Below are 22,062 nucleotides of genomic sequence, written 5' to 3'. Positions count from 1 at the left end.
CATGCACCTGCTTCCTGTTAATAATGCCACCCGTCATGCGGTTTCTATTCCCGAGCTGCTCGCCAGCCGTGATGAGAGACAAGCAAAGCAACACGCCTGGCTCGCGCGCCATGCTACACCACTGATCTCCTTTACCGTGGTAGCGCCAGGGCCGATTAAAGACAGCGAAGTCACCCGCGGCATCTTTAATCACGGCGTGAATGCTCTGCACGTACTGATGCAGAAATCTGGCTGGTTTATCAGGGAGCAGTCCATCGTGGTTTCAGCCAGCGGGCCGGAAGCGCTGTTTGCGCTTGAAGGTCCGGCCCGCGACATCAAGCTTGCCACGATCGAACTTGAACATCAGTCCCCACTGGGACGTTTGTGGGACATCGATGTGCTGACCCCAGAAGGGGTCATCGTGTCCCGCCGCGATTTTGCGCTTCCGCCTCGCCGCTGTCTGCTGTGTGAGCAAAGCGCCGTTGAATGCGCGCGGGGTAAAACCCATGCGCTTTCCGAACTTCTCATTCACATGGAGGCGTTGCTGCATGATGCCCAATAACGCAACGTCGACCACGACCACCGCCCTGTCCCCCTCTTTGCTCGAAGACTGGGCAACGCTGGGATGGCGCGCCATGATGACCGAGGTGAATTTATCGCCCAAACCCGGTCTGGTGGATCGCCTCAACTGCGGTGCGCACAAAGATATGGCGCTGGAAGATTTCCACCGTAGCGCCCTGGCAATCCAGGCCTGGCTGCCACGCTTTATCGAATATGGCGCTTACAGCGCGCAAATGTCGCCAGAGGACGTACTGAAAGGCCTACGTCCGATTGGGATGGCTTGCGAAGCGGACATGTTCCGCGCGACCGCCGGGGTAAACACGCACAAAGGCAGCATTTTTTCACTGGGATTGCTGTTTGCCGCCGTGGGTCGCCTCCATCAACGACACTCCCCAATCACTCCCGAGACGCTCTGTCACACCGCCGCAGCATTTTGCGCAGGAATGACACAGCACGAACTGCGCCAGAACAATCAACAACTCACAGCAGGTCAGCGTCTCTATCAACAATTGGGGTTAACCGGTGCACGAGGTGAAGCTGAAGCAGGTTATCCGCTCGTGATTCATCATGCGCTGCCGCACTACCGTGCTCTGCTGGCTCAGGGGCGAGATCCTGAACTGGCGTTACTCGATACCTTACTGCTGCTGATGGCGATGAATGGGGATACCAACGTCGCGTCTCGCGGTGGGGAGCAGGGGCTGCGCTGGTTACAGCAGCAGGCAAAGAGTCTGCTGCAAAACGGGGGGATACGCACTCCCGCCGATCTTCATTCTTTACGGCAGTTCGACCAGCAGTGCATTGAGCGCAACCTCAGCCCAGGAGGGTGCGCCGATCTACTGATTGTCACCTGGTTTTTAGCCCAAATTTCGCAAGTTAACCATTAACACAATTACATAAAAGATCCTTTCCGGAGAATCACTCATGTCTTTATCTAAAGATAATATATGGAAGTTGTTGGCCCCATTGGTAGTAATGGGCGTCATGTTTCTTATCCCTGTCCCCGATGGGATGCCCCCTCAGGCCTGGCACTATTTCGCCGTTTTTGTGGCGATGATTGTCGGGATGATTCTGGAGCCGATTCCGGCGACAGCCATCAGTTTTATTGCCGTTACCATTTGCGTGATTGGCAGCAACTACCTGCTGTTTGATGCCAAAGAGCTGGCGGACCCCAGTTTTGATGCCGGTAAACAGGCGTTGAAATGGGGGCTGGCCGGTTTCTCCAGCACCACCGTATGGCTGGTATTTGGCGCCTTTATTTTCGCTCTGGGCTACGAAGTGACTGGTCTGGGACGTCGAATCGCGCTGTTCCTGGTGAAATTCATGGGTAAGCGTACCCTGACGCTGGGCTATGCCATTGTCATCATTGACATCCTTCTGGCGCCGTTTACGCCCTCTAACACGGCGCGAACCGGGGGGACCGTATTCCCGGTAATCAAAAACCTGCCGCCGCTGTTTAAATCATTCCCTAACGATCCTTCCGCACGTCGTATCGGTGGGTATCTGATGTGGATGATGGTGATCAGTACCAGTCTCAGTTCTTCCATGTTTGTCACCGGCGCGGCACCGAACGTACTGGGTCTGGAATTCGTCAGCAAAATTGCAGGTATTCAGATTAGCTGGCTGCAATGGTTCCTGAGCTTCCTGCCAGTGGGCATTATTTTGCTGATCGTTGCGCCGTGGCTCTCATACGTGCTCTACAAGCCGGAAGTCACCCACAGTGCGGAAGTCGCTGCATGGGCTGGTGACGAGCTTAAAACCATGGGCAGTCTGACCCGCAAAGAAACAACGTTGATAGGCCTGGTACTGCTCAGCTTAGGTCTGTGGGTTTTTGGCGGCGAAATGATCGACGCCACCGCCGTTGGTCTGCTGGCCGTCTCTCTGATGCTGGCACTGCATGTTGTGCCGTGGAAAGACATTACCCGTTATAACAGCGCGTGGAACACGCTGGTCAACCTCGCTACGCTGGTGGTGATGGCGAATGGTCTGACCCGCTCTGGCTTCATCGACTGGTTTGCTTCTACCATGAGTTCTCACCTGGAAGGCTTCTCGCCTAACGCAACGGTGATTGTCCTGGTGCTGGTGTTCTATTTTGCGCACTACCTGTTCGCCAGCCTCTCCGCACATACCGCGACCATGCTGCCGGTTATTCTGGCGGTCGGTAAAGGTATCCCGGGCGTGCCGATGGAACACCTTTGTATTCTGCTGGTTCTTTCGATCGGTATCATGGGCTGTCTGACGCCTTATGCGACTGGCCCTGGCGTCATCATTTACGGCTGTGGCTATGTGAAATCCAAAGACTACTGGCGTCTGGGCGCGATCTTTGGCGTCATCTACATCGCGATGCTGCTGCTGGTGGGTTGGCCGATTCTGGCTCTGTGGAGCTAATCCCCTTCCGCATCACAGTATGAAAATGATGCCAGTCAGATAAACCTGACTGGCATTTTTTATGGTTAAATAGATGATATACAGTATTTCTATATATCAGAATTAATCATGAAACCAATATGGCGTTACAGTCCTCTACTGGCCGCATTTCTGCTTCCAGTCTCCACGGTGAAAGCCGACGAACTTCAGGCGAAACAGTACGGTGATTTCGACCGCTATGTGTTGGCGCTCTCCTGGCAAACCGGTTTTTGCCAAAGCCAGCATGAACGCCAGCGTCAGGAACCTGACGAATGCCGTCTGCAAAAAGAAACGCAGGACAAAGCCGATTTTCTGACCGTGCATGGACTGTGGCCAGGCCTGCCTAAATCCATTGCCGTCAGAGGCGTGGATGAACGCCGATGGATGCGCTACGGCTGTGCGACCCGCCCGATCCCCAACCTGCCGGAAGCCCGCGCCAGCCGTAAATGCGCTGCCCCTCAAACAGGGCTGTCGCTGGAAAGCGCCGCGAAGTTGAGCGCGGTGATGCCCGGTGCCGGAGGACACACTTGCCTTGAACGCTATGAATACGCCAAACACGGTGCCTGTTTTGGTTTTGATCCGAATGTCTATTTCAACACAATGGTACGCCTAAACAGCGAGGTTAAGCGCAGCGCGCTGGGAGATTTTCTGAGAAGCCATTACGGTAAAGCCGTCAGCCGCGCGGACTTTGATGCCGCCGTGGTGGCAAGCTGGGGCAAAGAGAGCATCAAAGCGGTGAAGTTGAGCTGCCACGGAAATCCCGCCTACCTGACGGAAATGCAGTTTTCGTTACATGCAAACGCCATCAACAAGCCGCTGGCTACCGCCTCTTTTGCATCGCAACCGCATCCCGGCAACTGCGGCAAACGTTTTATACTGGATAGCGTCGGATATTAAGCCCCTGAAACCGGTGCATAAGCCGCGCCGGTTTAACGCCAATTGCGCTTCGCTCATCTCCCTGTGGAATAAAGAGGATCAGCGCAGAACAATCTGTTCAGCCATTATGACTGGATAAACGTCAGCAGGTCCTGATTAATCTGGTGTTTATGGGTGGTACAAATACCGTGCGATCCCCCTTCATAGATTTTCAACTGCGCGTCAGGCAACATCGCCGCCGCCGCTTTACCGCACGTTTCAAACGGTACGATTTGATCATCATCGCCATGAATAACCAGCGTCGGAATCGTCATTCTTTTGAGATCGTCCCGCAGGTCAGTCTCTGAAAACGCCTTAATACAGTCGTACAGGGCTTTTATTGACCCTTGTAACCCTTGCTCGACAAAGCTCTCACGCACCGCTTTTGACTCTTTTTCTCCAGCCCGGTTGTAGCCATAAAACGCCGCGGTAAGCTCATAAAAAAATGCGGCGCGATCGTTGACGACGCCTTGCCGAATCCCATCAAACACCTCTTTCGGTACGCCGTTGGGGTTAAAATCGGTTTTGACCATGATGGGCGTCACTGCGCCGATCAGTACGGCTTTCGCAACCCGCTGTGTCCCGTGTCGACCAATGTAGCGTGCGACCTCGCCACCGCCTGTCGAATGTCCGACATGCACCGCATCTTTTAAATTCAGGTGCGACGTCAACTCGGCCAGATCATCGGCATACTGATCCATATGATGACCGTCCCAGGGCTGTGCCGAACGGCCATGTCCCCGACGATCGTGAGCAATCACGCGAAACCCTTTCGATCCCAAAAAAAGCATCTGATCTTCGAACGCATCTGCCGTCAATGGCCAGCCGTGGCTAAAGACGATGGGCTGCCCGCTGCCCCAATCTTTAAAGTACAGATAACTGCCATCTTTTAACGTGAGTTTGTCGTACTGGCTCATGAGCTCTCCTTCAAGGAAACGCTGAGTATGTGGACCCGCCCGCGGCGAGCGCTTAAAAAGCATAATGCAAATTTGAGAACGATCCCGTTTTTCGGCTAAAATTCACTCAATGCTATAAACGCTATCAATGTTAAGGATTTGCCCGAATGTGAACTAAATCACTTCAAAGAAGGGGTAAGTCTCAGTATCATCAGGAAAGCTAAACCCTCGCCGCCAGACGGTGAGGGTTTTCTTTTGGGATTATTTACCTGCGCTACTCGCAGTATCGACGACATGGAGTAATAAATGTCCAGACCAACTATTATCATCAACGACCTCGACGCCGAACGCATCGACCGCCTGTTGGAGCAACCTGCGTTTGCCGGTTTACCGATTGCTGATGCGTTAAACGCAGAGCTGGATCGCGCCCAAATGTGTTCACCAGAAGAGATGCCGCATAACGTCGTGACCATGAACAGTCGGGTGAAATTCCGTAACCTTGCCGACGGCGAGACGCGCGTTCGCACGCTGGTCTACCCGGCGAACATGACGGACAGCAGCACCCAATTGTCGGTGATGGCTCCGGTTGGCGCTGCCCTGTTAGGTCTGCGCGTTGGCGACACCATTCACTGGGAACTGCCAGGTGGCACCGCCACGCACCTTGAAGTGCTGGAGCTTGAATACCAGCCTGAAGCGGCAGGCGATTACCTGCGCTAACGCTGTCTTTTCAAAGCCAAACGCGTTATTTTGCAGAGGATGCATTCGCATCCTCTTTCCAGTTAAATATCAACCAAATTTATCATTCCTGCTTTTTTTACGACGAACTAACCTGATTGGGGTATCTGTCGGTGGAAAAGCATATGGCTGAGGCTCTCGGTATCACGGTAGTGTATATCTTGATAGCAGCGATTCTCGTTGCCGCTGTGCTATTTCTCGAACAGCACTGGTAATCCCTTATTCTCAGTATTGTCTCCTCTTTGATCCTTTAAAAACCTAAATCTGTGCCGTGACTGACAGAATCATATTCATTAATATGATGTTATATGTTCATGCGATAACAAGGAGAGACTGCTTATGTACAAAACAATCATTATGCCGGTTGATGTTTTCGAAATGGAACTGAGCGATAAGGCCGTACGCCACGCTGAATTTCTGGCGCAACAGGATGGCGTCATTCATCTGCTGCATGTTCTGCCAGGTTCCGCCAGTTTGAGTTTGCATCGGTTTGCCGCCGATGTTCGCCGTTTTGAGGAGCATCTGCAGCACGAAGCGGAAACCCGCCTGCAAACGATGGTCGGTCATTTCAGTCTTGATCCTTCACGGATTAAGCCGCATGTTCGTTTTGGCAACGTGCGGGACGTGGTCAACGACTTAGCGGAAGAACTGAAGGCGGATGTGGTGGTTATTGGGTCGCGAAACCCGTCAATCAGCACCCATCTTCTCGGTTCTAATGCGTCAAGCGTTGTCCGCCATGCCAACCTGCCCGTGTTAGTCGTGCGTTAATTCGCCCAAGTCTGATACTGAAAAGCCCTGCCTGGAGAGAGTCCGGCAGGGCTTTTTGTTGTAACTGAAGATAATAAAAAAACCGCCCGGAATTTCACAGGCGGTTTGAGCTTGCAGGTGACAGTCTTACTGTCTTTTTTTATGCGGTCTTCGTGCGAATCAGATAATCAAACGAGCTCAGGGAAGCTTTGGCGCCCTCGCCTGTCGCGATGATTATCTGCTTGTACGGTACGGTGGTGCAGTCACCGGCGGCGAATACGCCCTTCACGCTGGTTTCACATTTCGCATCAATGATAATTTCACCCATGCGGTTACGTTCAACGGCGCCTTCCAGCCAGGTGGTGTTCGGTAACAGGCCAATCTGAACAAAAATGCCCGACAGTGCCACGTTGTGAACATCGCCGCTGACACGGTCGCGGTACTCAAGCCCAGTGACTTTGCTGCCATCGCCTTTCACTTCTGTGGTCTGCGCATTCAGGATGATATCGACGTTTTTCAGGCTGCGTACTTTATCCTGCAATACCTGATCGGCTTTCATCTCCGGCGCAAATTCCAGCAACGTCACGTGCTCCACAATACCTGCCAGATCGATAGCCGCTTCCACACCGGAGTTACCACCGCCAATCACCGCCACGCGTTTGCCTTTAAACAGCGGGCCGTCACAGTGCGGGCAGTACGTCACACCTTTGGTACGATATTGGTCTTCACCCGGTACGTTCATATTGCGCCATTTGGCACCCGTCGCAATGATAATGCTGCGTGCTTTCAGCACCGCACCGGATGCCGTTTGAATCTGGTGCAGGCCACCTTCTTGCGCGGCAGGCACCAGTTTGCTGGCGCTCTGGCTATCAATCACATCCACATCGTAATCATCGACGTGCGCTTTTAATGCCCCCGCCAGCTTTTGACCTTCGGTTTTCGGCACCGAGATGTAGTTTTCGATGTCCACGGTATCAAGTACCTGTCCGCCAAAGCGTTCACCCATCAACCCCGTGCGAATGCCTTTACGCGCAGAGTAAACAGCCGCCGCAGCGCCCGCCGGGCCAGAGCCGACAATCAGCACATCATACGCATCACGCGTGTTCAACTCTTCTGCTGCGCGTTTCTCTGCGCCGGTATCCACTTTCGCGACGATTTCCGTCAGGGTCATGCGCCCCTGACCGAACTCTTTCCCGTTAACATAAACCGCCGGAACGCCCATCACGTTACGTTCAGTGATTTCGTTCTGGAATGTCCCGCCGTCGATTGCCGTATGCTTAATACGTGGGTTCAGCACTGCCATCAGGTTCAGTGCCTGCACCACGTCCGGGCAGTTGTGGCAAGAGAGCGAGTAATAGGTTTCAAACTCAAAATCACCGTCGATTTCGCGAATCTGCTCAAGCAGCGTCTGCGCTTCTTTCGACGGATGACCACCGGTCCACAACAGTGCCAGTACCAGAGAGGTAAATTCATGCCCCAACGGGGAGCCGGCAAAACGCGGTCCCTGGGTTGAACCCGGGTTGGCTATCAGGAATGACGGCTTGCGTACGGCCAGGCTGTTATCTTCTTTAAAGGTGACTTTCTCTGACAGTTCGGCAATTTCAGTCAGCAGTTCCTTGATTTCCGCCGATTTGGCGCTGTCATCCAGCGTGGCAATCAGCTCAACAGGTTTCGTCAGTTTCTCAAGGTAAGCCTTGAGCTGGGTTTTCATGTTAGCGTCGAGCATCGTTAATCTCCTGCTTTAAAAACATCATCATGCAAGCTGCCTTGCGGGCGGCCTGAATGCGGCTTGCATCATAGTGTTGGAATGAAATGGGCGCTGATGCGCCCATTGATTGCCGGGTGGCACTTCGTTTACCCGGCCTACGATGTTGTAGGCCCGATGTGTAGGCCGGATAAGCGTAGCGCCATCCGGCTTCGAAGCGCCTTAAAGGCTTAGATCTTACCCACCAGATCTAAAGAAGGTGCTAAGGTCGCTTCGCCTTCTTTCCATTTCGCCGGGCAAACTTCGCCTGGGTGAGAAGCCACATACTGAGCCGCTTTGATTTTACGCAGCAGGTCAGACGCATCACGGCCAATGCCTTCAGCGGTAACTTCGATTGCCTGGATGATACCCTGCGGGTCAACAACGAAGGTTGCACGGTCAGCCAGACCTTCGTCTTCACGCATGTTGTCGAAGTTACGGGTCAGGGCGCCAGTCGGGTCGCCGATCATCGCATATTTGATTTTCGCGATGGTTTCAGAGCTGCTGTGCCATGCTTTGTGAGTGAAGTGGGTGTCGGTAGAGACAGAGTAAACGTCTACGCCCAGTTTCTGCAGTTCATCGTAGTGGTCAGCAACGTCGCCCAGTTCAGTCGGGCATACGAAAGTGAAGTCAGCCGGGTAGAAGAAGAAAACGCTCCAGCGGCCTTCGGTATCTTTTTCGGTAACTTCGATGAATTCACCGTTTTTGAACGCCTGGTTTTTGAAAGGTTTAATTTTAGTGTTAATCAAGGACATCTGTACTTCCTCCGTGTTTTCGTTGAGTTGTAAGTTAACGAAATTTTTCCGATTCGGCTAATGCGTTTCCATTATCAAATCAATAAGCGTTATCTAACAACTGACGCATGACAACTTTGTGAACCCTAAGCCGCCAGCGGCGACAAAAAGTAAAAAGGCCCCCTTTTCAGGCGGCCCCATTACCTGAACTACCCGTAGGTAACTTCAGTGCCAGTGAAACTGGCTATGTGTTGCGCTCTACATTACCTTAACAAAGGCTGTAACAGCGAAGGGGATTACAACACCCCACTGAAGAAAGGGCAATCATCCGGCTTAAGGTCTTCTCTATGGCTGTGATAGGTTTGATCTACGCCCTTTCTTTCGCACTGATTTTTAAGGAAAAATAATGCTAAAACGAACGCTATTGCTGACTCTCCTCCCTCTCATCGCTCAGGCGGAAGATCTGCCAGCGCCGGTCAAAGCCATCGAAAAACAAGGTATTACAATCCTGAAATCCTTCGATGCGCCGGGCGGGATGAAAGGTTACCTGGGAAAATATCAGGACATGGGCGTCACCATTTATCTCACCCCGGACGGCAAACAGGCGATCTCCGGGTACATGTATAATGAAAAAGGTGAGAACCTCAGCAATGCATTGATAGAAAAAGAGATCTATGCACCAGCCGGGCGAGAACTGTGGCAGCGCATGGAAAAATCATCCTGGTTGTTAGACGGTAAAAAGGATGCGCCCGTCGTACTTTATGTGTTCGCCGATCCTTTCTGCCCTTACTGCAAGCAATTCTGGCAACAGGCCCGTCCCTGGGTCGAATCCGGCAAAGTACAATTGCGAACCCTGCTGGTTGGCGTGATCAAACCGGAAAGCCCGGCAACTGCGGCGGCGATTTTGACCACGAAAGACCCGGCAAAAACCTGGCATGACTATGAAGCCTCGAACGGCAAACTCAAGTTGGAAATCCCGACATCCGTTCCTCCTGAGGCGATGCGTATTCTGAACGTCAATCAAAAAATCATGGACGATCTGGGTGCTAACGTCACACCCGCCATCTACTATTTGAATAAAGAAAACACGTTGCAGCAGGTTGTAGGATTGCCAGAAAAAGCACAGCTGGATGCGATGATGAATAGCCGTTAACGTAATATTAAGGGTGATTGTTCTCATTCCAGTCACCCGGTTAAATCACCCACTTCGCTTATCGCATAATGCAGGAGTCAGCACTCAAGAAAGCATCGTCATTGACTACCTACAGATTGTGATGTTCCGGGGCGTCCATACATCATTATTTTTATTCAATGTTATAATGCGTCGTTAATTAATGAATGATTTGCAAAATATATATTTCGAATTAACTCACTGTATCAATCAGAAAACATCACCTCCCTCAGTTCAACTAAGTTAATCCATATTTATTATTGATCGCCGAAAAACATTCATAAATACAATGCTTTAAACTGTTGCATGTTTAAATAATTGGCATATCTTATAATAAAACATTTCGAGTAAAATCAATTTAATATTGAGAGCCACCGCCAAAATGTCCATCTATAAATACCCGCTTGACAAAAATGTCCTGGAGGCCGCGCAAGAGCGCATTGTATGGACGCTTGAAACGCACCCACGGGTCTGTGTTTCATTTTCTGGCGGTAAAGATTCTGGTCTCATGCTGCACCTGACCGCGACCCTTGCCCGTCAATTACAGAAAAAGATCTGCGTATTATTCATTGACTGGGAAGCGCAATTCTCTTGCACCATTGAGTATGTTCAGGCGCTACGAAATGAATATTCCGATGTCATCGACGAATTTTATTGGGTTGCCTTGCCGTTGACGACACAAAACGCATTATCCCAATACCAACCCGAATGGCAATGCTGGGCCCCGAATACAGACTGGGTGCGCCAACCGCCACCAGATGCGATTACCGACCCCGGCTATTTTCCTTTTTATCAGCCAAATATGACCTTTGAGCAGTTTGTTCGTTTTTTTGCTGACTGGTTTTCTAACAACCGGCCCGCCGCAATGCTGATCGGTATCCGGGCCGACGAGTCTTACAACCGATTTGGCGCCATTGCCTCCTTACAGAAGCAGCGTTTTGCGGATGACAAACCCTGGACAACTTCCGCGCCGGGTGGACACACCTGGTACATTTACCCAATGTATGACTGGAAAACCGCAGACATCTGGACCTGGTTTGCGAGGACAAACAAACGCTGTAATCCATTGTATAACCTGATGTATCAGGCTGGCGTACCCACCCGCTACATGCGGATTTGCGAACCCTTTGGCCCGGAGCAGCGCCAGGGACTGTGGCTGTACCATGTCCTCGAACCCGAACGCTGGGCGGCGATGTGTGCGCGCGTGAGCGGTGTGAAAAGCGGCGGTATCTATGCGGGTCACGACAACCATTTTTATGGTCATCGAAAACTCTTAAAACCCGATCATCTAAGCTGGAAAGAGTACGCCTTACTGTTGCTGAATAGCATGCCGGAACAAACCGCCGAACATTACTGCAATAAAATCGCCGTCTATTTACAGTGGTATAAAAAGAAAGGTCTGGACGATATTCCCCAAACGCAGGATAGCGATATTGGCACAAAAGATATCCCGTCATGGCGACGTATCTGCAAAGTGTTGCTGAATAATGATTACTGGTGCCGGGCACTCTCTTTCAGCCCAACAAAACCGAAAAGTTACCAGCGTTATAACGAACGCATGAAAGCGAAACGTCAGGAATGGGGAATACTATGCAACAACGATTAACTCAGGAATTAACCCACTTTCTCTCGGCACTGCCGGAAGAGGAACGGATCCGCGCCATTAATGAATTCAGAATGGCCATCCACAGCGTCAGTCCTTTTCGTCATGAACCTGTCGACTGCGTGTTGTGGATTAAAAATGAACACATTACGCCAAACGATTACAACCCCAATAATGTGGCACCGCCAGAGAAAAGGCTGCTGCTCAAATCGATTGAAGCAGACGGCTTCACACAACCGATCGTCGTGGCGCAATCCAGTTCAGAGGAGTACGAGATAATAGATGGTTTCCATCGGCACGAATTAGGAAAAGGAAAAGCGGCGCTAAGAGCGCGTCTGAAAGGTTATCTACCCGTCACATGCCTGGAGCGCACGCGCCATGAACGTATTACGTCCACGATTCGCCATAACCGCGCACGGGGCCGCCACCAGATCCATGCCATGTCGGAGATCGTTCGTGAACTGTCGCAACTGGGCTGGGACGAGAAAAAAATCGGCAAAGAGTTAGGGATGGATGATGATGAAGTGTTGCGTCTGAAACAAATCAACGGCCTGCAGGAGTTGTTTGCAGGTCGCCAATTTTCGAAAGCCTGGACAGTGAAATAACGGCAAGGTGAATCTGCGTTCAGCCGCTGAAAGCAGCCTCACCGCGTAAGAAAGAATGAAGAGCATCCGTTAGCAACAACGCGCGCCGCCTTTTCCCCCATAGCGCGCGTCCTGCCGCTCACGGAAAAATTCTTCATAGGTCATCGGCGTTTGGTCCGGATGCGTGACGCGCATGTGCTCAACATAGTTGTCGTAGTCCGGCACGCCAATCATCAATCTTGCCGCCTGGCCCAGGTATTTCCCGGCTTTTGAAAGCGTATCAAACATAGCGGTTACCTGTTATGCAAACGCCCTCTCCGGTCGGAGAGGGCTTAATAGTTGAAGATTAGTGCGCGCTTTTCGCCTGCGCCACGATCTCTTCTACATTTTCCGGCATCGACTCATACGGCGTCTCTTTTGCCGTCGGTTTGTCGACCTTCAGGGCCGCCAACGCGGTCTTTATGGAGAACAGCGCCAGTACCACCACCACCACCATGAAGAAGACGGTCAGACCGGCATCCAGACGGTTGTTAAACACCAGCTGTGACAACTGCGATTCGGTGTACTGCGCCGGGATCTTGCCGCTGTCAATCATCGCCTGGAATTTATTGGCGATAGCCAGGAAGCCCACTTTGTTGTCCGGGCTAAACGCTTTTTGCCAGCCAGCGGTGAGCGTACAAATCAACAGCCAGGACGTGGGTACTAACGCAACCCATGCGTAACGCTGACGTTTCATCTTGAACAGGACCACAGCGCAAAGCATCAACGCCATACCCGCAAGCATCTGGTTGGCAATACCAAACAGCGGCCACAGGGTGTTAATTCCGCCCAGAGGGTCAACCACGCCCTGATGCAGGAAGTAACCCCAGGCCATCACGCAGAGCGCGGTCGCCAGCAGGTTGGCAGGCAGTGAATCGGTGCGTTTCAGCCCCGGAGAAACCACGCCCAGCAGATCCTGCAGCATAAAGCGCGCTGCGCGGGTTCCTGCGTCCACCGCCGTCAGAATAAACAGCGCTTCAAACAGAATCGCAAAGTGATACCAGAACGCGACGTCCATCATACCGCCGAGCGCACCGTGCAGAATGTAAGCCATCCCCACCGCCAGCGTCGGTGCGCCGCCCGCACGCGAGATAATGGATTGTTCACCCACTTCATTGGCGATTTGATGCAGCGTGTCCGGCGTAATCGCAAAGCCCCAACTGCTCACCACCTGCGCCGCAGAAGCCACCACATCGGTGGTACCGGCTGGCGCCAGCACAGCCATTGGGCTGTTCATGGCAAAGTAGACGCCCGGATCGATAATACAGGCGGAAACCAGCGCCATAATGGCAACGAAGGATTCCATCAGCATGCCGCCGTAGCCAATAAAACAGGCCTGGCCTTCGTTCGCCAACATCTTCGGCGTGGTGCCGGAAGCGATCAGCGCGTGGAATCCGGACACCGCCCCACAGGCAATCGTGATAAACAGGAACGGGAACAGATTGCCCGTCCACACCGGCCCTGTACCGTCAACAAATTTGGTCAGCGCAGGCATAGTCAGCGTGGGTCGCATAATCAGAATGCCGACCGCCAGACCCACAATGGTGCCAATCTTCAGGAAGGTGGAGAGGTAGTCACGCGGTGCCAGCAGCAGCCATACGGGCAGGACTGCCGCCACAAAACCGTACCCCACCAGCATCCAGGTCAGCTGTACGCCAGTGAAATCAAAGTACGGCGCCCAGGTGGGACTTTGGGCCACCCAACCACCAGAAATGATGGCAAAGACCAGGAAAACCAAACCGATGACCGACACTGCGCCAATCCGTCCGGGGCGCAGATAACGCAGGTAAACCCCCATGAAGATCGCCAGCGGAATGGTAAACGCCACGGTATAGGTTCCCCACGGGCTGTGGGTCAGGGCTTTGACGACAATCATCGCCAGCACCGCCAGAATAATCACCATGATCATAAAACAGGCCACCAGCGCAATGACGCCTGCTGTGGGACCCATTTCCTCTTTGACCAACTCACCCAACGAGCGACCGTCGCGGCGAGTCGACACAAACAGCACCATAAAGTCCTGCACCGCACCGGCTAATACCACACCAGCCAGCAGCCAGATCATGCCGGGCAGGTAGCCCATCTGCGCTGCCAGCACCGGTCCCACCAGCGGGCCCGCGCCAGCAATGGCGGCAAAATGGTGACCGAACAGCACTTTTTTGTCGGTAGGGACGTAATCCAGACCGTCGTTATGACGCACAGCAGGCGTCATACGCGTCGGGTCAACCGCCAGCACATTTTTGGCGATATACAGACCATAAAAACGGTAGGCAATGAGATAGACACAGACCGACGCCACCACAATCCACAGCGCGTTGATCTGTTCACCACGGTTTAACGCAATATATCCCAGCGCAAATGCTCCCATTACAGAGAGCACTGTCCAGACGAGGTATTTCCCTGATTTATTCATGGTTGTTGTCCGTTTGCGTGTTCCAGAGAGATGTTACATTTTGTTTCTATAACACCTCTGCTGGTTTTAACAACATGACAACTTCATAAACCAGATATATCACTGATCATTTACATCGCATTGTTAACTAGATCACTCCATTCACCTGCTAACCCTGCAATATCATTTTATTTTGCCGACGTTACCCCAGAACCGCAGTCCCTAAACGGCAGGTGCAACAACGCCGTCCTTGTTCATCAAAAACAGCAATTTCCCAACTCTGATTTTGCCGTCCGAGATGCAGCGGCTGGCACACACCGCGCACTTTTCCCTGTGATACCGCCCGGTGATGAGTGGCGTTCAGTTCAGTACCGACAACGCACTGCCCGTCGCGGGTCATCAGATAACCCGCCATTGAACCCAGCGTCTCCGCCAGCGCCGCTGACGCCCCGCCGTGCAGCAAACCAAACGGCTGATGCGTCCGGGCATCCACCGGCATTTCCGCTTCCAGCACGTCGTCACCGAGTCGGGTATAGACAATGCCAAGATGCGCCACCATCGTGTTCTGGCTGGTGGCATTCAGTTCTTCAAGCGTTAAATGGCGTTTCCAGATCATCGTTATGCCCCCAGCGTTGAGCCGCCATCAACCACAATATCCTGCAGCGTAATGTGGCTCGCCAGATCGGAAGCCAGAAACAAAATGGTATTGGCGATTTCCTGTGGACGCGCGATTTTCCCCAACGGAATGCCGAGTTTAAACTGCTCGCCAAAACCGTGAATTCGCTGCTGTTCGGCGTCATCACTGACCCACAACGTGCGCTGCATGTCGGTGTCCGTTGAGCCCGGTGAAACGAGATTGCATCGCACGCCGCTGGCGGCCAGTTCCAGCCCGACGGTCAGTGCCAGACTTTTCAGCGCCGCTTTCGATGCGCCATAAGCGCTCATGCCAATCCGCGGCGTATGTGCGGCATCGGAAGCCACGGTGACGATGGCTCCCCCCTGCTGGCGACGAAACTGCGCCATCGTCTGCTGGAAGAGATTAAACGCGCCGCCCACGTTGACGGCAAAAGTCTGCTGCCATTCATCAGCGCTGAGTTCATCCGTGGCGCCCATACGCAAAATTCCCGCAGCGTTTACCAGCACGTCCAGACGTTCGGTTTTTTGCAGCAGGCGCTGACACACTTGCGCTACCTGCTCACGCTGTGCAATATCCAGTACCTGGGTCGCAAACGGATAGTCGTCGCACGTAAATTCACGATCGAACCCTGTGACGTGCGCGCCAGCGTCGACAAACGCCCGCGCCGTCGCATAGCCAATGCCTTTTCCGGCACCGGTCACCCAGACGGTTTTGCCCTGAAAATCAAAACCAGCCATCATTTCACCTCGCGGGAAAGCAGCGCCCACCAGGCGTCAATCGTCGGGTTCTTCGCTAACATGACAAAATCGATGTCGCTGTGCACCTTACGCCAGCGTGCCGCCAGCGCCATCATGCGCACCGAATCCAGACCGTAGTCGATCAGGTTTTCATCGTCCATCGGCTCGTCGGACTCATCCAGCAACGGCAGAATAGCCGCCCGCAGCGCCTGTTTGCTGGCAGGAACCGGTGTGGGCAACAGGTCTTGCGTCATGACCACCCGGCCAGTACGTCCCGCCACATAATTCAGCGACATCAGATGTTCGTCACGACTAAAGTCGGCCAGCGCATCCGCCACCATAAACGGCTTAATATCACGCATGAAAGCATCCGTTGCGGTAGTCATACAACCAATGTGCGCATACACCCCAGTAATGATCAGCTGATTGCGGCCGGTTTCTTTCAGCATTTGCTCCAGTGGAGAACGGTGGAATGCGCTGTAACGCCATTTCACCAGCACGTTATCAGCCTCATCCGGCGCCAGCGGCCCGACAATTTTTTGTTGCTCAGGAGAGCGCGTCAGCCCCGGCCCCCACATATCGTTCAGCAACGCCCTGTCTTCATCACTTTGCTCTTTAGGCTGAGCGGTGTAATAGACCGGAATATGGTTCTCTTTACAGTACTGACGCAGCGCGGCGATATTGGCGATCACCTGCTCCATCATCGGACAATTATCGCCCCAAAAGCTGACGAAATAGTCCTGCATATCATGGATAAGCAGCGCAGCGCGCTCCGGTTCAACGTCCCAGTTCACTTTGCTGGAGGGAATATCAAGTGCGGTGGGCAGCGCGTAAGCCTGCAGTTTAGGAATAGCCATTTTTATTTTCTCCTTCAGGCAGGTGCCCGTGACGCCAGCCACTGACGTAATTGTTTTTTATCGACTTTACCTACCGGGGTCAGAGGCAGAGCCTCAACGCATTCCACACGGTCTGGTAATTTGAATTCCGCAACGCCCTGTTCACGCAGGAAACGTCGTACCTGTACCGCGCGCAGCGGCGATTTCACCACCAGATACGCGCAGCTTTTCTCCCCCATCAGCTCATCTTCCATGCTGACCAACGCCGCGTGGATCACCGAGGGATGACGCAATAACAGGTTTTCGATCTCTTCGGCGGCGATCTTCTCCCCACCGCGGTTGATCTGATCTTTTTCTCGCCCCTGAACCGTGATGTACCCGGCTTCGTCGATTGAGATCAGATCGCCGGAGCAGTAAAAACCGTCGGCATCGAATGCATTGGCGTTATGCTCAGGACTTTTGAAATACCCGCGAAAGGTGTACGGCCCACGCGTCATCAGGCGACCGGTTTCCCCTTGCGGCAGAGGATTGCCCTCGGCATCCGCCACCCAGACTTCATCATCCGGACACATCGGGCGACCCTGGGTATGAATAATGCGCTCCAGGCTGTCGTCCAGACGGGTGTAGTTCACCAGCCCTTCGGCCATCCCAAACACCTGTTGCAACTGGCAACCAATTTCGGCCGGAATGCGTGCAGCCAGCGTGGCGGAAAGCCGCGCGCCCCCCACTTGCAGCAGCTTCAGCGATGCCAGCTGCGCGTTGCTCCCCCATTCGCCAATGGCCTGAAGCCACAGGCTGACTGCCGGAGGCACCAGCGCCGTTGAATTGATCTGATGTTTTTCAATCAGCGGGAAGCACAACGTGGCGCTCGGATCGGCGGCCAGCACCACAGTTCCCCCCGCCAGGAACACGCCCAGCGCTCCCGGAGAACTCATGGCATAGTTATGTGCTGCCGGAATGGCGCACAAATAGCGTGTCTCTTCGCTGAAATGGCAGATTTCGTTACTACGGCGCACGCTGTAGTAATAGTCGTTATGGGTACGCGGGATCAGTTTCGGCGTGCCAGTTGTGCCGCCGGAAAGCTGAAAGTATGCCACTTCATCGGCAGGCGACGGCGTCGCAGTAAAATCTGCAGCGGGTTGATTCATTGCCGCGCACAGGTAGTGTTCGCCCTCGTCATTAAGCAATTGCACGACGCGAACAGACGCGTGTTCAGCAATAAACGTATTCAGGAAATCATCCCCGGCGAACAACGCGTGCTGGCGATCGGCGATCAGCAGCGTCGGTTCAATTTGCTTTGCGTAGGCATTCAGTTCGGTTCTCTGATGGCTGAACAGCGCCAGAACCGGGGCCACGCCAATCTTCAACAGGGCGAAAAAGGTGATGTATAACTCCGCCACATTGCCCAGTTGTACCAGCGCAGTATCACCCGCATTAATCCCCTGACGACGCAGACTGCAGGCCAGATTCTCCGAGGCTTGATTGAGTTGGCGATAGCTCAGGTGACGCTCGCCCTCAATCACCGCCGTTTTATCGCTCAGCGCATGGCGGGTCAGAATGTCCGTTAAGGGCAAATCCTGCCAGTACCCTTTTTCACGGTAACGACGGGCAAATTCGTCTGGCCACCGGGTGAAAGGAATGTTCATCATCGCTCCTTAATGCAGTCCGAACACATTCAACATGGTGGATAGTTTCGTACCCGTTTCACGCCACTCCGCAATTGGGGAGGAAGCAGGCACAATTCCCGCACCGGCAAAGAAACGCACCTGATTCTGGCGTAACGTCGCACAGCGGATCGTCACAACCCATTCGCCGTTGCCTTCGGCGTCGCACCAGCCGACGATGCCGCCAAACAATTCACGGTCAAACGGTTCAAGTTCCGCGATCCACTTTTTCGCGACCTGATGCGGGAAACCGCTCAACGCCGGAGTCGGGTGCAGCAGACACGCCAGCGTCAGGGCATTCTCCTGGGCGTTCGCTTTGCCTTCAAACGGTGTACCAAGGTGCCACAGCGTGGGGGTGGTGATCAGTTGCGGGGAGGACGGAAGCTGCAATTCACGGCTACGATCGCGCAGCACCATTTTCATCGCCTGAGTGACCAGGTCGTGTTCATGACGGTCTTTTTCAGACGCCAGCAGACGATTACCCGCCTCTCTGTCCAGCACATCATCAGGCTGGCGGCGAGCCGACCCAGCCAACGGCAGAGAACTGAAATGATCGCCCTCTTTACGCAGCAGTAATTCCGGGCTGGCACCGAGCAACACCCCGCCGTCTTCCAGCGGGACATGGTAGTTGTAACTAACAGGGTTCTGCGCTACGAGGCGTTCCAGCAAGGCTCCGCTATCGATATTGTCGTCGGTGGTGATATCAATCAGACGCGACAACACCACTTTGTCAACTTCCGGCGTCGCCGTCAGCGCCGCCGCTTTCGCCACCATCTCCTCAAAATCATCCTGCTCAGGAATGGCTTTACGCGCAACGACGTTCAACGACGGATACTCAGTGAAATAGCGCGATGACTGTTGCTTTGCCGGGCGGGAAAACGTCTGACAGGACTCCGGTATAAACAGCGACGAAGGCTGGCGTGTATCAAAGGGAATCGCGCCGACCATGACCGGGTTTTTAATCCCCTGCGATTTGGCCCTGGCAAACAGCGCATGTAATTTTTGTTGAAACGGGCTATCAGGGGAATCCCCATCCACAGCAGGTTCATCAAAGCGGGCGAAGCATCCGGACGTCGTAAAACTGCGATACGGCGACATAAAGAAAAAATGATCGGGGGCAAGCGTTGCCATTTTCTGCTGTACATCCTCGGCCAGTGACGTATCCATATCATCCTCCAAAAATGATAAAGGTTTTAATAATGATTATCATTTATATTTTCGGTCGCTAACCTAAAAGCAAACAGACGGCATGTCAACTCTTGCGCTAACACATTGTGCGACTTTGACTTGCATCCCTTCTCGCCAACAATGAAAATGAGAAGCATTAACTTCACTGATAACAGGAACTGATTTGTGAGATTACCTTTTTTGCCTGGCCTGCTGATTGGGCTCTTCGTTTTCGGATTCTCCTCAGCCCACGCCGCTGACTGGCCACGTCAAATCACCGACAGCCGTGGAACACACACGCTGGAGCACAAACCTGAGCGTATTGTCTCGACCAGCGTCACACTGACCGGTTCGCTGCTGGCCATAGACGCGCCGGTTATTGCCAGCGGGGCCACCACGCCCAACAACCGCGTCGGTGACGATCAGGGGTTCTTGCGCCAATGGAGCGAGGTGGCGAAAGCGCGCAAGCTGAACCGTCTGTACATTGGCGAACCCAGTGCTGAAGCGGTGGCCGCACAGATGCCCGATCTCATCCTGATCAGCGCCACCGGCGGCGACTCTGCACTGGCGCTTTACGATCAGCTCTCTTCCATCGCACCGACGCTTATCATCAACTATGACGATAAAAGCTGGCAGTCGTTGCTGACGCAACTCGGCGAGATCACAGGCCAGGAAAAACAAGCGGCGCAACGCATTGCTGAATTTGATCGGCAGATGGCGGTGGTAAAACAACAGATTAAACTACCGCCACAGCCGGTCAGCGCGCTGGTGTACACCGCCGCCGCACACACCGCCAATTTATGGACGCCTGAGTCTGCGCAGGGCAAGATGATGGAGCAACTCGGCTTTACACTGGCCGCGTTGCCAATCAACATGCACACCAGCACCAGTCAGGGTAAACGCCACGACATCGTCCAGCTCGGCGGTGAGAATCTGGCGGCGGGTCTGAACGGCGAGGCGCTGTTCCTGTTTGCTGGCAACAGCAACGACGCCGATGCCATTTATGCCAACCCGTTGCTGGCACACCTGCCTGCGGTACAAAGTAAACGCGTTTACGCACTGGGCACCGAAACGTTCCGTCTGGACTACTACAGTGCGACGCTACTGTTGAACCGTCTTGCCGCCCTGTTTTAATTTATTTTGCCGGATGGCGACTAATGCCTTATCCGGCCTACATATCCCGTAGGCCTGATAAGCAAAGCGCCATCAGGCACTTGCAGGCGTCTGGCGAAAACGCCGCAACTCACTCAGCAACAGCAGCAGTAATAACCCCACAATCACCAGTCCAAATCCACTTACGCTTGCCGAGGCGACCGGTGTCATCATCGCGCCGAGACCGCCTAACAGCGCCGCGCCGATAGCATCCCCAGTGACGTTCTGCGCCGTCCACAGGCCGTTAATCCTGCCGAGCATCGATTCCGGCGTTTGCGTTTGTAGCATCGTGTATTGCAGTAACGAACTGATGGCGCTGAGCCAGCCAAACAGCGCGAGGCAAATAACGCCCAGCGCCCAGACAGGCATCAGGCCAAACAAGCCAATCGCCAGGAAGGAACCTACCGTGGAGGCCAGCATAATCAGACCGGGGCGTACGCTGTGAGCCAGTTGTCCGCTGGTCAGCGCGCCTACCGCTGCGCCGAGGGGAATGGCGGCATAGAGAAACCCAATTTGCGCCGCAGACATGTGCCAGTTCAGCGCCAGCGCCGGATAGAGCACCCGCACCGCGCTCGCCATGGTCAGTAAACCACCGAGCAGCGCAATACCACCGATAAGCGGGCTGGCAAACAAAAAGCGAAACGCCGCCAGCAGCGATTTAAGCGGATGCTCACGCGGCTGAGGCGGTGGAGGCAACAGCGGAAGTCGCAATAACGGCAGCAATGTTATAAAGGTGCCAGCGGCAGCCAGACCATAGTTCCAGGCCACGCCGCCCGTGGCTAACAGCAGTCCGCCCAGCATGGGTGAGATCACCGACCCCAGGCGAACCGTCAGCATCGTTATGGCCCCCGCCTGCATCAGATTTTCACGACCAACCAGCGCTGGCGTTGCCGCCAACAGCGCGGTGACCCCCAGAGAAGCAAAGAAACCATCCCATAAGCCAAGCAGATAAATTGCCAGTAGCGAAGGTTCCGGCAGCAGCGCGTTCAGGCACAGGCCAATGAAGCCAATACCACAGGTACCGCGCGCCAGCAGGATCACTTTTTTACGCTCATAGCGATCGGCCAATACACCGCCCACCATCAGACCCACAAACATTGCGCTACCGGTCAACGTCACCGACAAACCGACCTGCCACGTTGAGTGGGTCATCATCTGGATCTGTACCGGAACCGCCACGCCGAGCAAACCCAGCGAAACGATGGAGATAAAACGGGCAAGGAAAACCGCACGGAATGCCGGGTGCGTCTTCAACAGGCTGAGATTCAACAGCCAGGATTGTCGATTCATTACAACGCCTTAATACGAGCTTTTTTAAATATCCATTCAGAGGCTGCACATGCTAACATAACCAAATAAGATCGAT

The 22,062-nt window shown here is 53.7% G+C and carries 22 protein-coding genes; 11 read left to right on the top strand and 11 right to left on the bottom strand.

The genetic code is table 11. From position 1 onward, the window contains the following. Window position 1 precedes the first annotated feature (1 nt). The 4 genes from citX to rna all read left to right on the top strand — a co-directional run bounded on the left by citX (window position 2) and on the right by rna (window position 3,840). Window positions 2-541 carry a citrate lyase holo-[acyl-carrier protein] synthase gene (citX, locus tag AC07NP_RS01225; protein ID WP_494659333.1) on the top strand — a complete coding sequence of 180 codons (540 nt, stop codon included), beginning with the start codon at window positions 2-4 and terminating at the stop codon, window positions 539-541. Beyond that, window positions 531-1,424 (top strand): triphosphoribosyl-dephospho-CoA synthase CitG, encoded by an 894-nt coding sequence (gene citG, locus AC07NP_RS01220; RefSeq protein WP_494659552.1) that lies wholly within the window; start codon window positions 531-533, stop codon window positions 1,422-1,424. The genes citX and citG overlap by 11 nt, the downstream gene beginning before the upstream one ends. A 37-nt stretch (window positions 1,425-1,461) precedes the next feature. After that, window positions 1,462-2,925 carry a citrate/succinate antiporter CitT gene (citT, locus tag AC07NP_RS01215; RefSeq protein WP_203358523.1) on the top strand — a complete coding sequence of 488 codons (1,464 nt, stop codon included), beginning with the start codon at window positions 1,462-1,464 and terminating at the stop codon, window positions 2,923-2,925. Between the two features lie 108 nt (window positions 2,926-3,033). Then, complete coding sequence (gene rna, locus AC07NP_RS01210; protein ID WP_494659332.1) at window positions 3,034-3,840, top strand: ribonuclease I; 807 nt, start codon at window positions 3,034-3,036, stop codon at window positions 3,838-3,840. Between the two features lie 104 nt (window positions 3,841-3,944). On the opposite strand, the gene AC07NP_RS01205 is transcribed toward rna, so the two are convergent. Continuing rightward, window positions 3,945-4,775: an alpha/beta fold hydrolase gene (locus tag AC07NP_RS01205; RefSeq protein ID WP_203358525.1), complete on the bottom strand. Its 831-nt coding sequence runs from the start codon at window positions 4,773-4,775 to the stop codon at window positions 3,945-3,947. A 285-nt stretch (window positions 4,776-5,060) separates the two neighbouring features. Here AC07NP_RS01205 and rnk point away from each other — a divergent pair, with 285 nt between their 5' ends. From rnk to uspG, 3 genes are all read left to right on the top strand, one after another. Further along, a complete protein-coding gene (gene rnk / locus AC07NP_RS01200) occupies window positions 5,061-5,471 on the top strand; it encodes a nucleoside diphosphate kinase regulator (protein ID WP_203358526.1) in 411 nt (136 codons plus the stop codon). A 143-nt stretch (window positions 5,472-5,614) separates the two neighbouring features. Further along, complete coding sequence (gene yldA, locus AC07NP_RS01195; protein ID WP_304521075.1) at window positions 5,615-5,704, top strand: small membrane protein YldA; 90 nt, start codon at window positions 5,615-5,617, stop codon at window positions 5,702-5,704. A gap of 124 nt (window positions 5,705-5,828) precedes the next feature. Continuing rightward, a complete protein-coding gene (gene uspG / locus AC07NP_RS01190) occupies window positions 5,829-6,257 on the top strand; it encodes a universal stress protein UspG (protein WP_203358527.1) in 429 nt (142 codons plus the stop codon). A 139-nt stretch (window positions 6,258-6,396) separates the two neighbouring features. On the opposite strand, the gene ahpF is transcribed toward uspG, so the two are convergent. Continuing rightward, complete coding sequence (gene ahpF / locus AC07NP_RS01185; RefSeq protein ID WP_203358528.1) at window positions 6,397-7,962, bottom strand: alkyl hydroperoxide reductase subunit F; 1,566 nt, start codon at window positions 7,960-7,962, stop codon at window positions 6,397-6,399. Window positions 7,963-8,171: 209 nt separating this feature from the next. Next, window positions 8,172-8,735, bottom strand: a complete 564-nt coding sequence (ahpC, locus tag AC07NP_RS01180; RefSeq protein ID WP_162379580.1) for an alkyl hydroperoxide reductase subunit C — start codon at window positions 8,733-8,735, stop codon at window positions 8,172-8,174. 385 nt (window positions 8,736-9,120) lie between these two features. Between ahpC and dsbG the strand changes: the two genes are divergently transcribed. The 3 genes from dsbG to AC07NP_RS01165 all read left to right on the top strand — a co-directional run bounded on the left by dsbG (window position 9,121) and on the right by AC07NP_RS01165 (window position 12,093). Then, window positions 9,121-9,867 (top strand): thiol:disulfide interchange protein DsbG, encoded by a 747-nt coding sequence (dsbG, locus tag AC07NP_RS01175; protein WP_203358529.1) that lies wholly within the window; start codon window positions 9,121-9,123, stop codon window positions 9,865-9,867. A gap of 400 nt (window positions 9,868-10,267) precedes the next feature. Next, entirely contained in the window at window positions 10,268-11,491 is a 1,224-nt protein-coding gene (locus AC07NP_RS01170; protein ID WP_494659331.1) for a phosphoadenosine phosphosulfate reductase, read from the top strand. Continuing rightward, window positions 11,476-12,093, top strand: a complete 618-nt coding sequence (locus AC07NP_RS01165; RefSeq protein ID WP_203358531.1) for an IbrB-like domain-containing protein — start codon at window positions 11,476-11,478, stop codon at window positions 12,091-12,093. Before AC07NP_RS01170 ends, AC07NP_RS01165 begins: the two co-directional genes overlap by 16 nt. A 69-nt stretch (window positions 12,094-12,162) precedes the next feature. Here the strand turns inward: AC07NP_RS01165 and AC07NP_RS01160 are convergent, their stop codons facing one another. The 7 genes from AC07NP_RS01160 to entC form a co-directional block, all read right to left on the bottom strand. Beyond that, the gene (locus AC07NP_RS01160; protein ID WP_192611510.1) at window positions 12,163-12,360 is read right to left on the bottom strand and encodes a YbdD/YjiX family protein; all 198 of its coding nucleotides are present in this window, start codon (window positions 12,358-12,360) and stop codon (window positions 12,163-12,165) included. A gap of 58 nt (window positions 12,361-12,418) precedes the next feature. Continuing rightward, the gene (cstA, locus tag AC07NP_RS01155) at window positions 12,419-14,524 is read right to left on the bottom strand and encodes a pyruvate/proton symporter CstA (protein WP_494659330.1); all 2,106 of its coding nucleotides are present in this window, start codon (window positions 14,522-14,524) and stop codon (window positions 12,419-12,421) included. A 181-nt stretch (window positions 14,525-14,705) separates the two neighbouring features. Continuing rightward, window positions 14,706-15,119, bottom strand: coding sequence for a proofreading thioesterase EntH (gene entH / locus AC07NP_RS01150; RefSeq protein WP_203358533.1), 414 nt, complete (start codon window positions 15,117-15,119; stop codon window positions 14,706-14,708). 2 nt (window positions 15,120-15,121) lie between these two features. Next, the gene (gene entA / locus AC07NP_RS01145) at window positions 15,122-15,877 is read right to left on the bottom strand and encodes a 2,3-dihydro-2,3-dihydroxybenzoate dehydrogenase EntA (protein WP_494659329.1); all 756 of its coding nucleotides are present in this window, start codon (window positions 15,875-15,877) and stop codon (window positions 15,122-15,124) included. After that, window positions 15,877-16,734, bottom strand: coding sequence for an isochorismatase (locus AC07NP_RS01140; RefSeq protein WP_494659328.1), 858 nt, complete (start codon window positions 16,732-16,734; stop codon window positions 15,877-15,879). Before AC07NP_RS01140 ends, entA begins: the two co-directional genes overlap by 1 nt. 14 nt (window positions 16,735-16,748) lie before the next feature. Beyond that, window positions 16,749-18,359: a (2,3-dihydroxybenzoyl)adenylate synthase EntE gene (gene entE / locus AC07NP_RS01135; RefSeq protein WP_494659551.1), complete on the bottom strand. Its 1,611-nt coding sequence runs from the start codon at window positions 18,357-18,359 to the stop codon at window positions 16,749-16,751. Between the two features lie 9 nt (window positions 18,360-18,368). Continuing rightward, window positions 18,369-19,544, bottom strand: coding sequence for an isochorismate synthase EntC (gene entC, locus AC07NP_RS01130; RefSeq protein ID WP_494659327.1), 1,176 nt, complete (start codon window positions 19,542-19,544; stop codon window positions 18,369-18,371). A gap of 186 nt (window positions 19,545-19,730) precedes the next feature. Here entC and fepB point away from each other — a divergent pair, with 186 nt between their 5' ends. Beyond that, window positions 19,731-20,678 carry a Fe2+-enterobactin ABC transporter substrate-binding protein gene (fepB, locus tag AC07NP_RS01125; protein WP_494659326.1) on the top strand — a complete coding sequence of 316 codons (948 nt, stop codon included), beginning with the start codon at window positions 19,731-19,733 and terminating at the stop codon, window positions 20,676-20,678. 72 nt (window positions 20,679-20,750) lie between these two features. Here fepB and entS read toward each other — a convergent pair whose 3' ends face one another. Further along, complete coding sequence (gene entS / locus AC07NP_RS01120; RefSeq protein WP_192611503.1) at window positions 20,751-21,986, bottom strand: enterobactin transporter EntS; 1,236 nt, start codon at window positions 21,984-21,986, stop codon at window positions 20,751-20,753. Window positions 21,987-22,062 lie beyond the last annotated feature (76 nt).

It is taken from the genome of Citrobacter sp. GW821-FHT07H02 (assembly GCF_059418505.1).
This window is presented reverse-complemented; position numbering and strand designations above follow the sequence as displayed.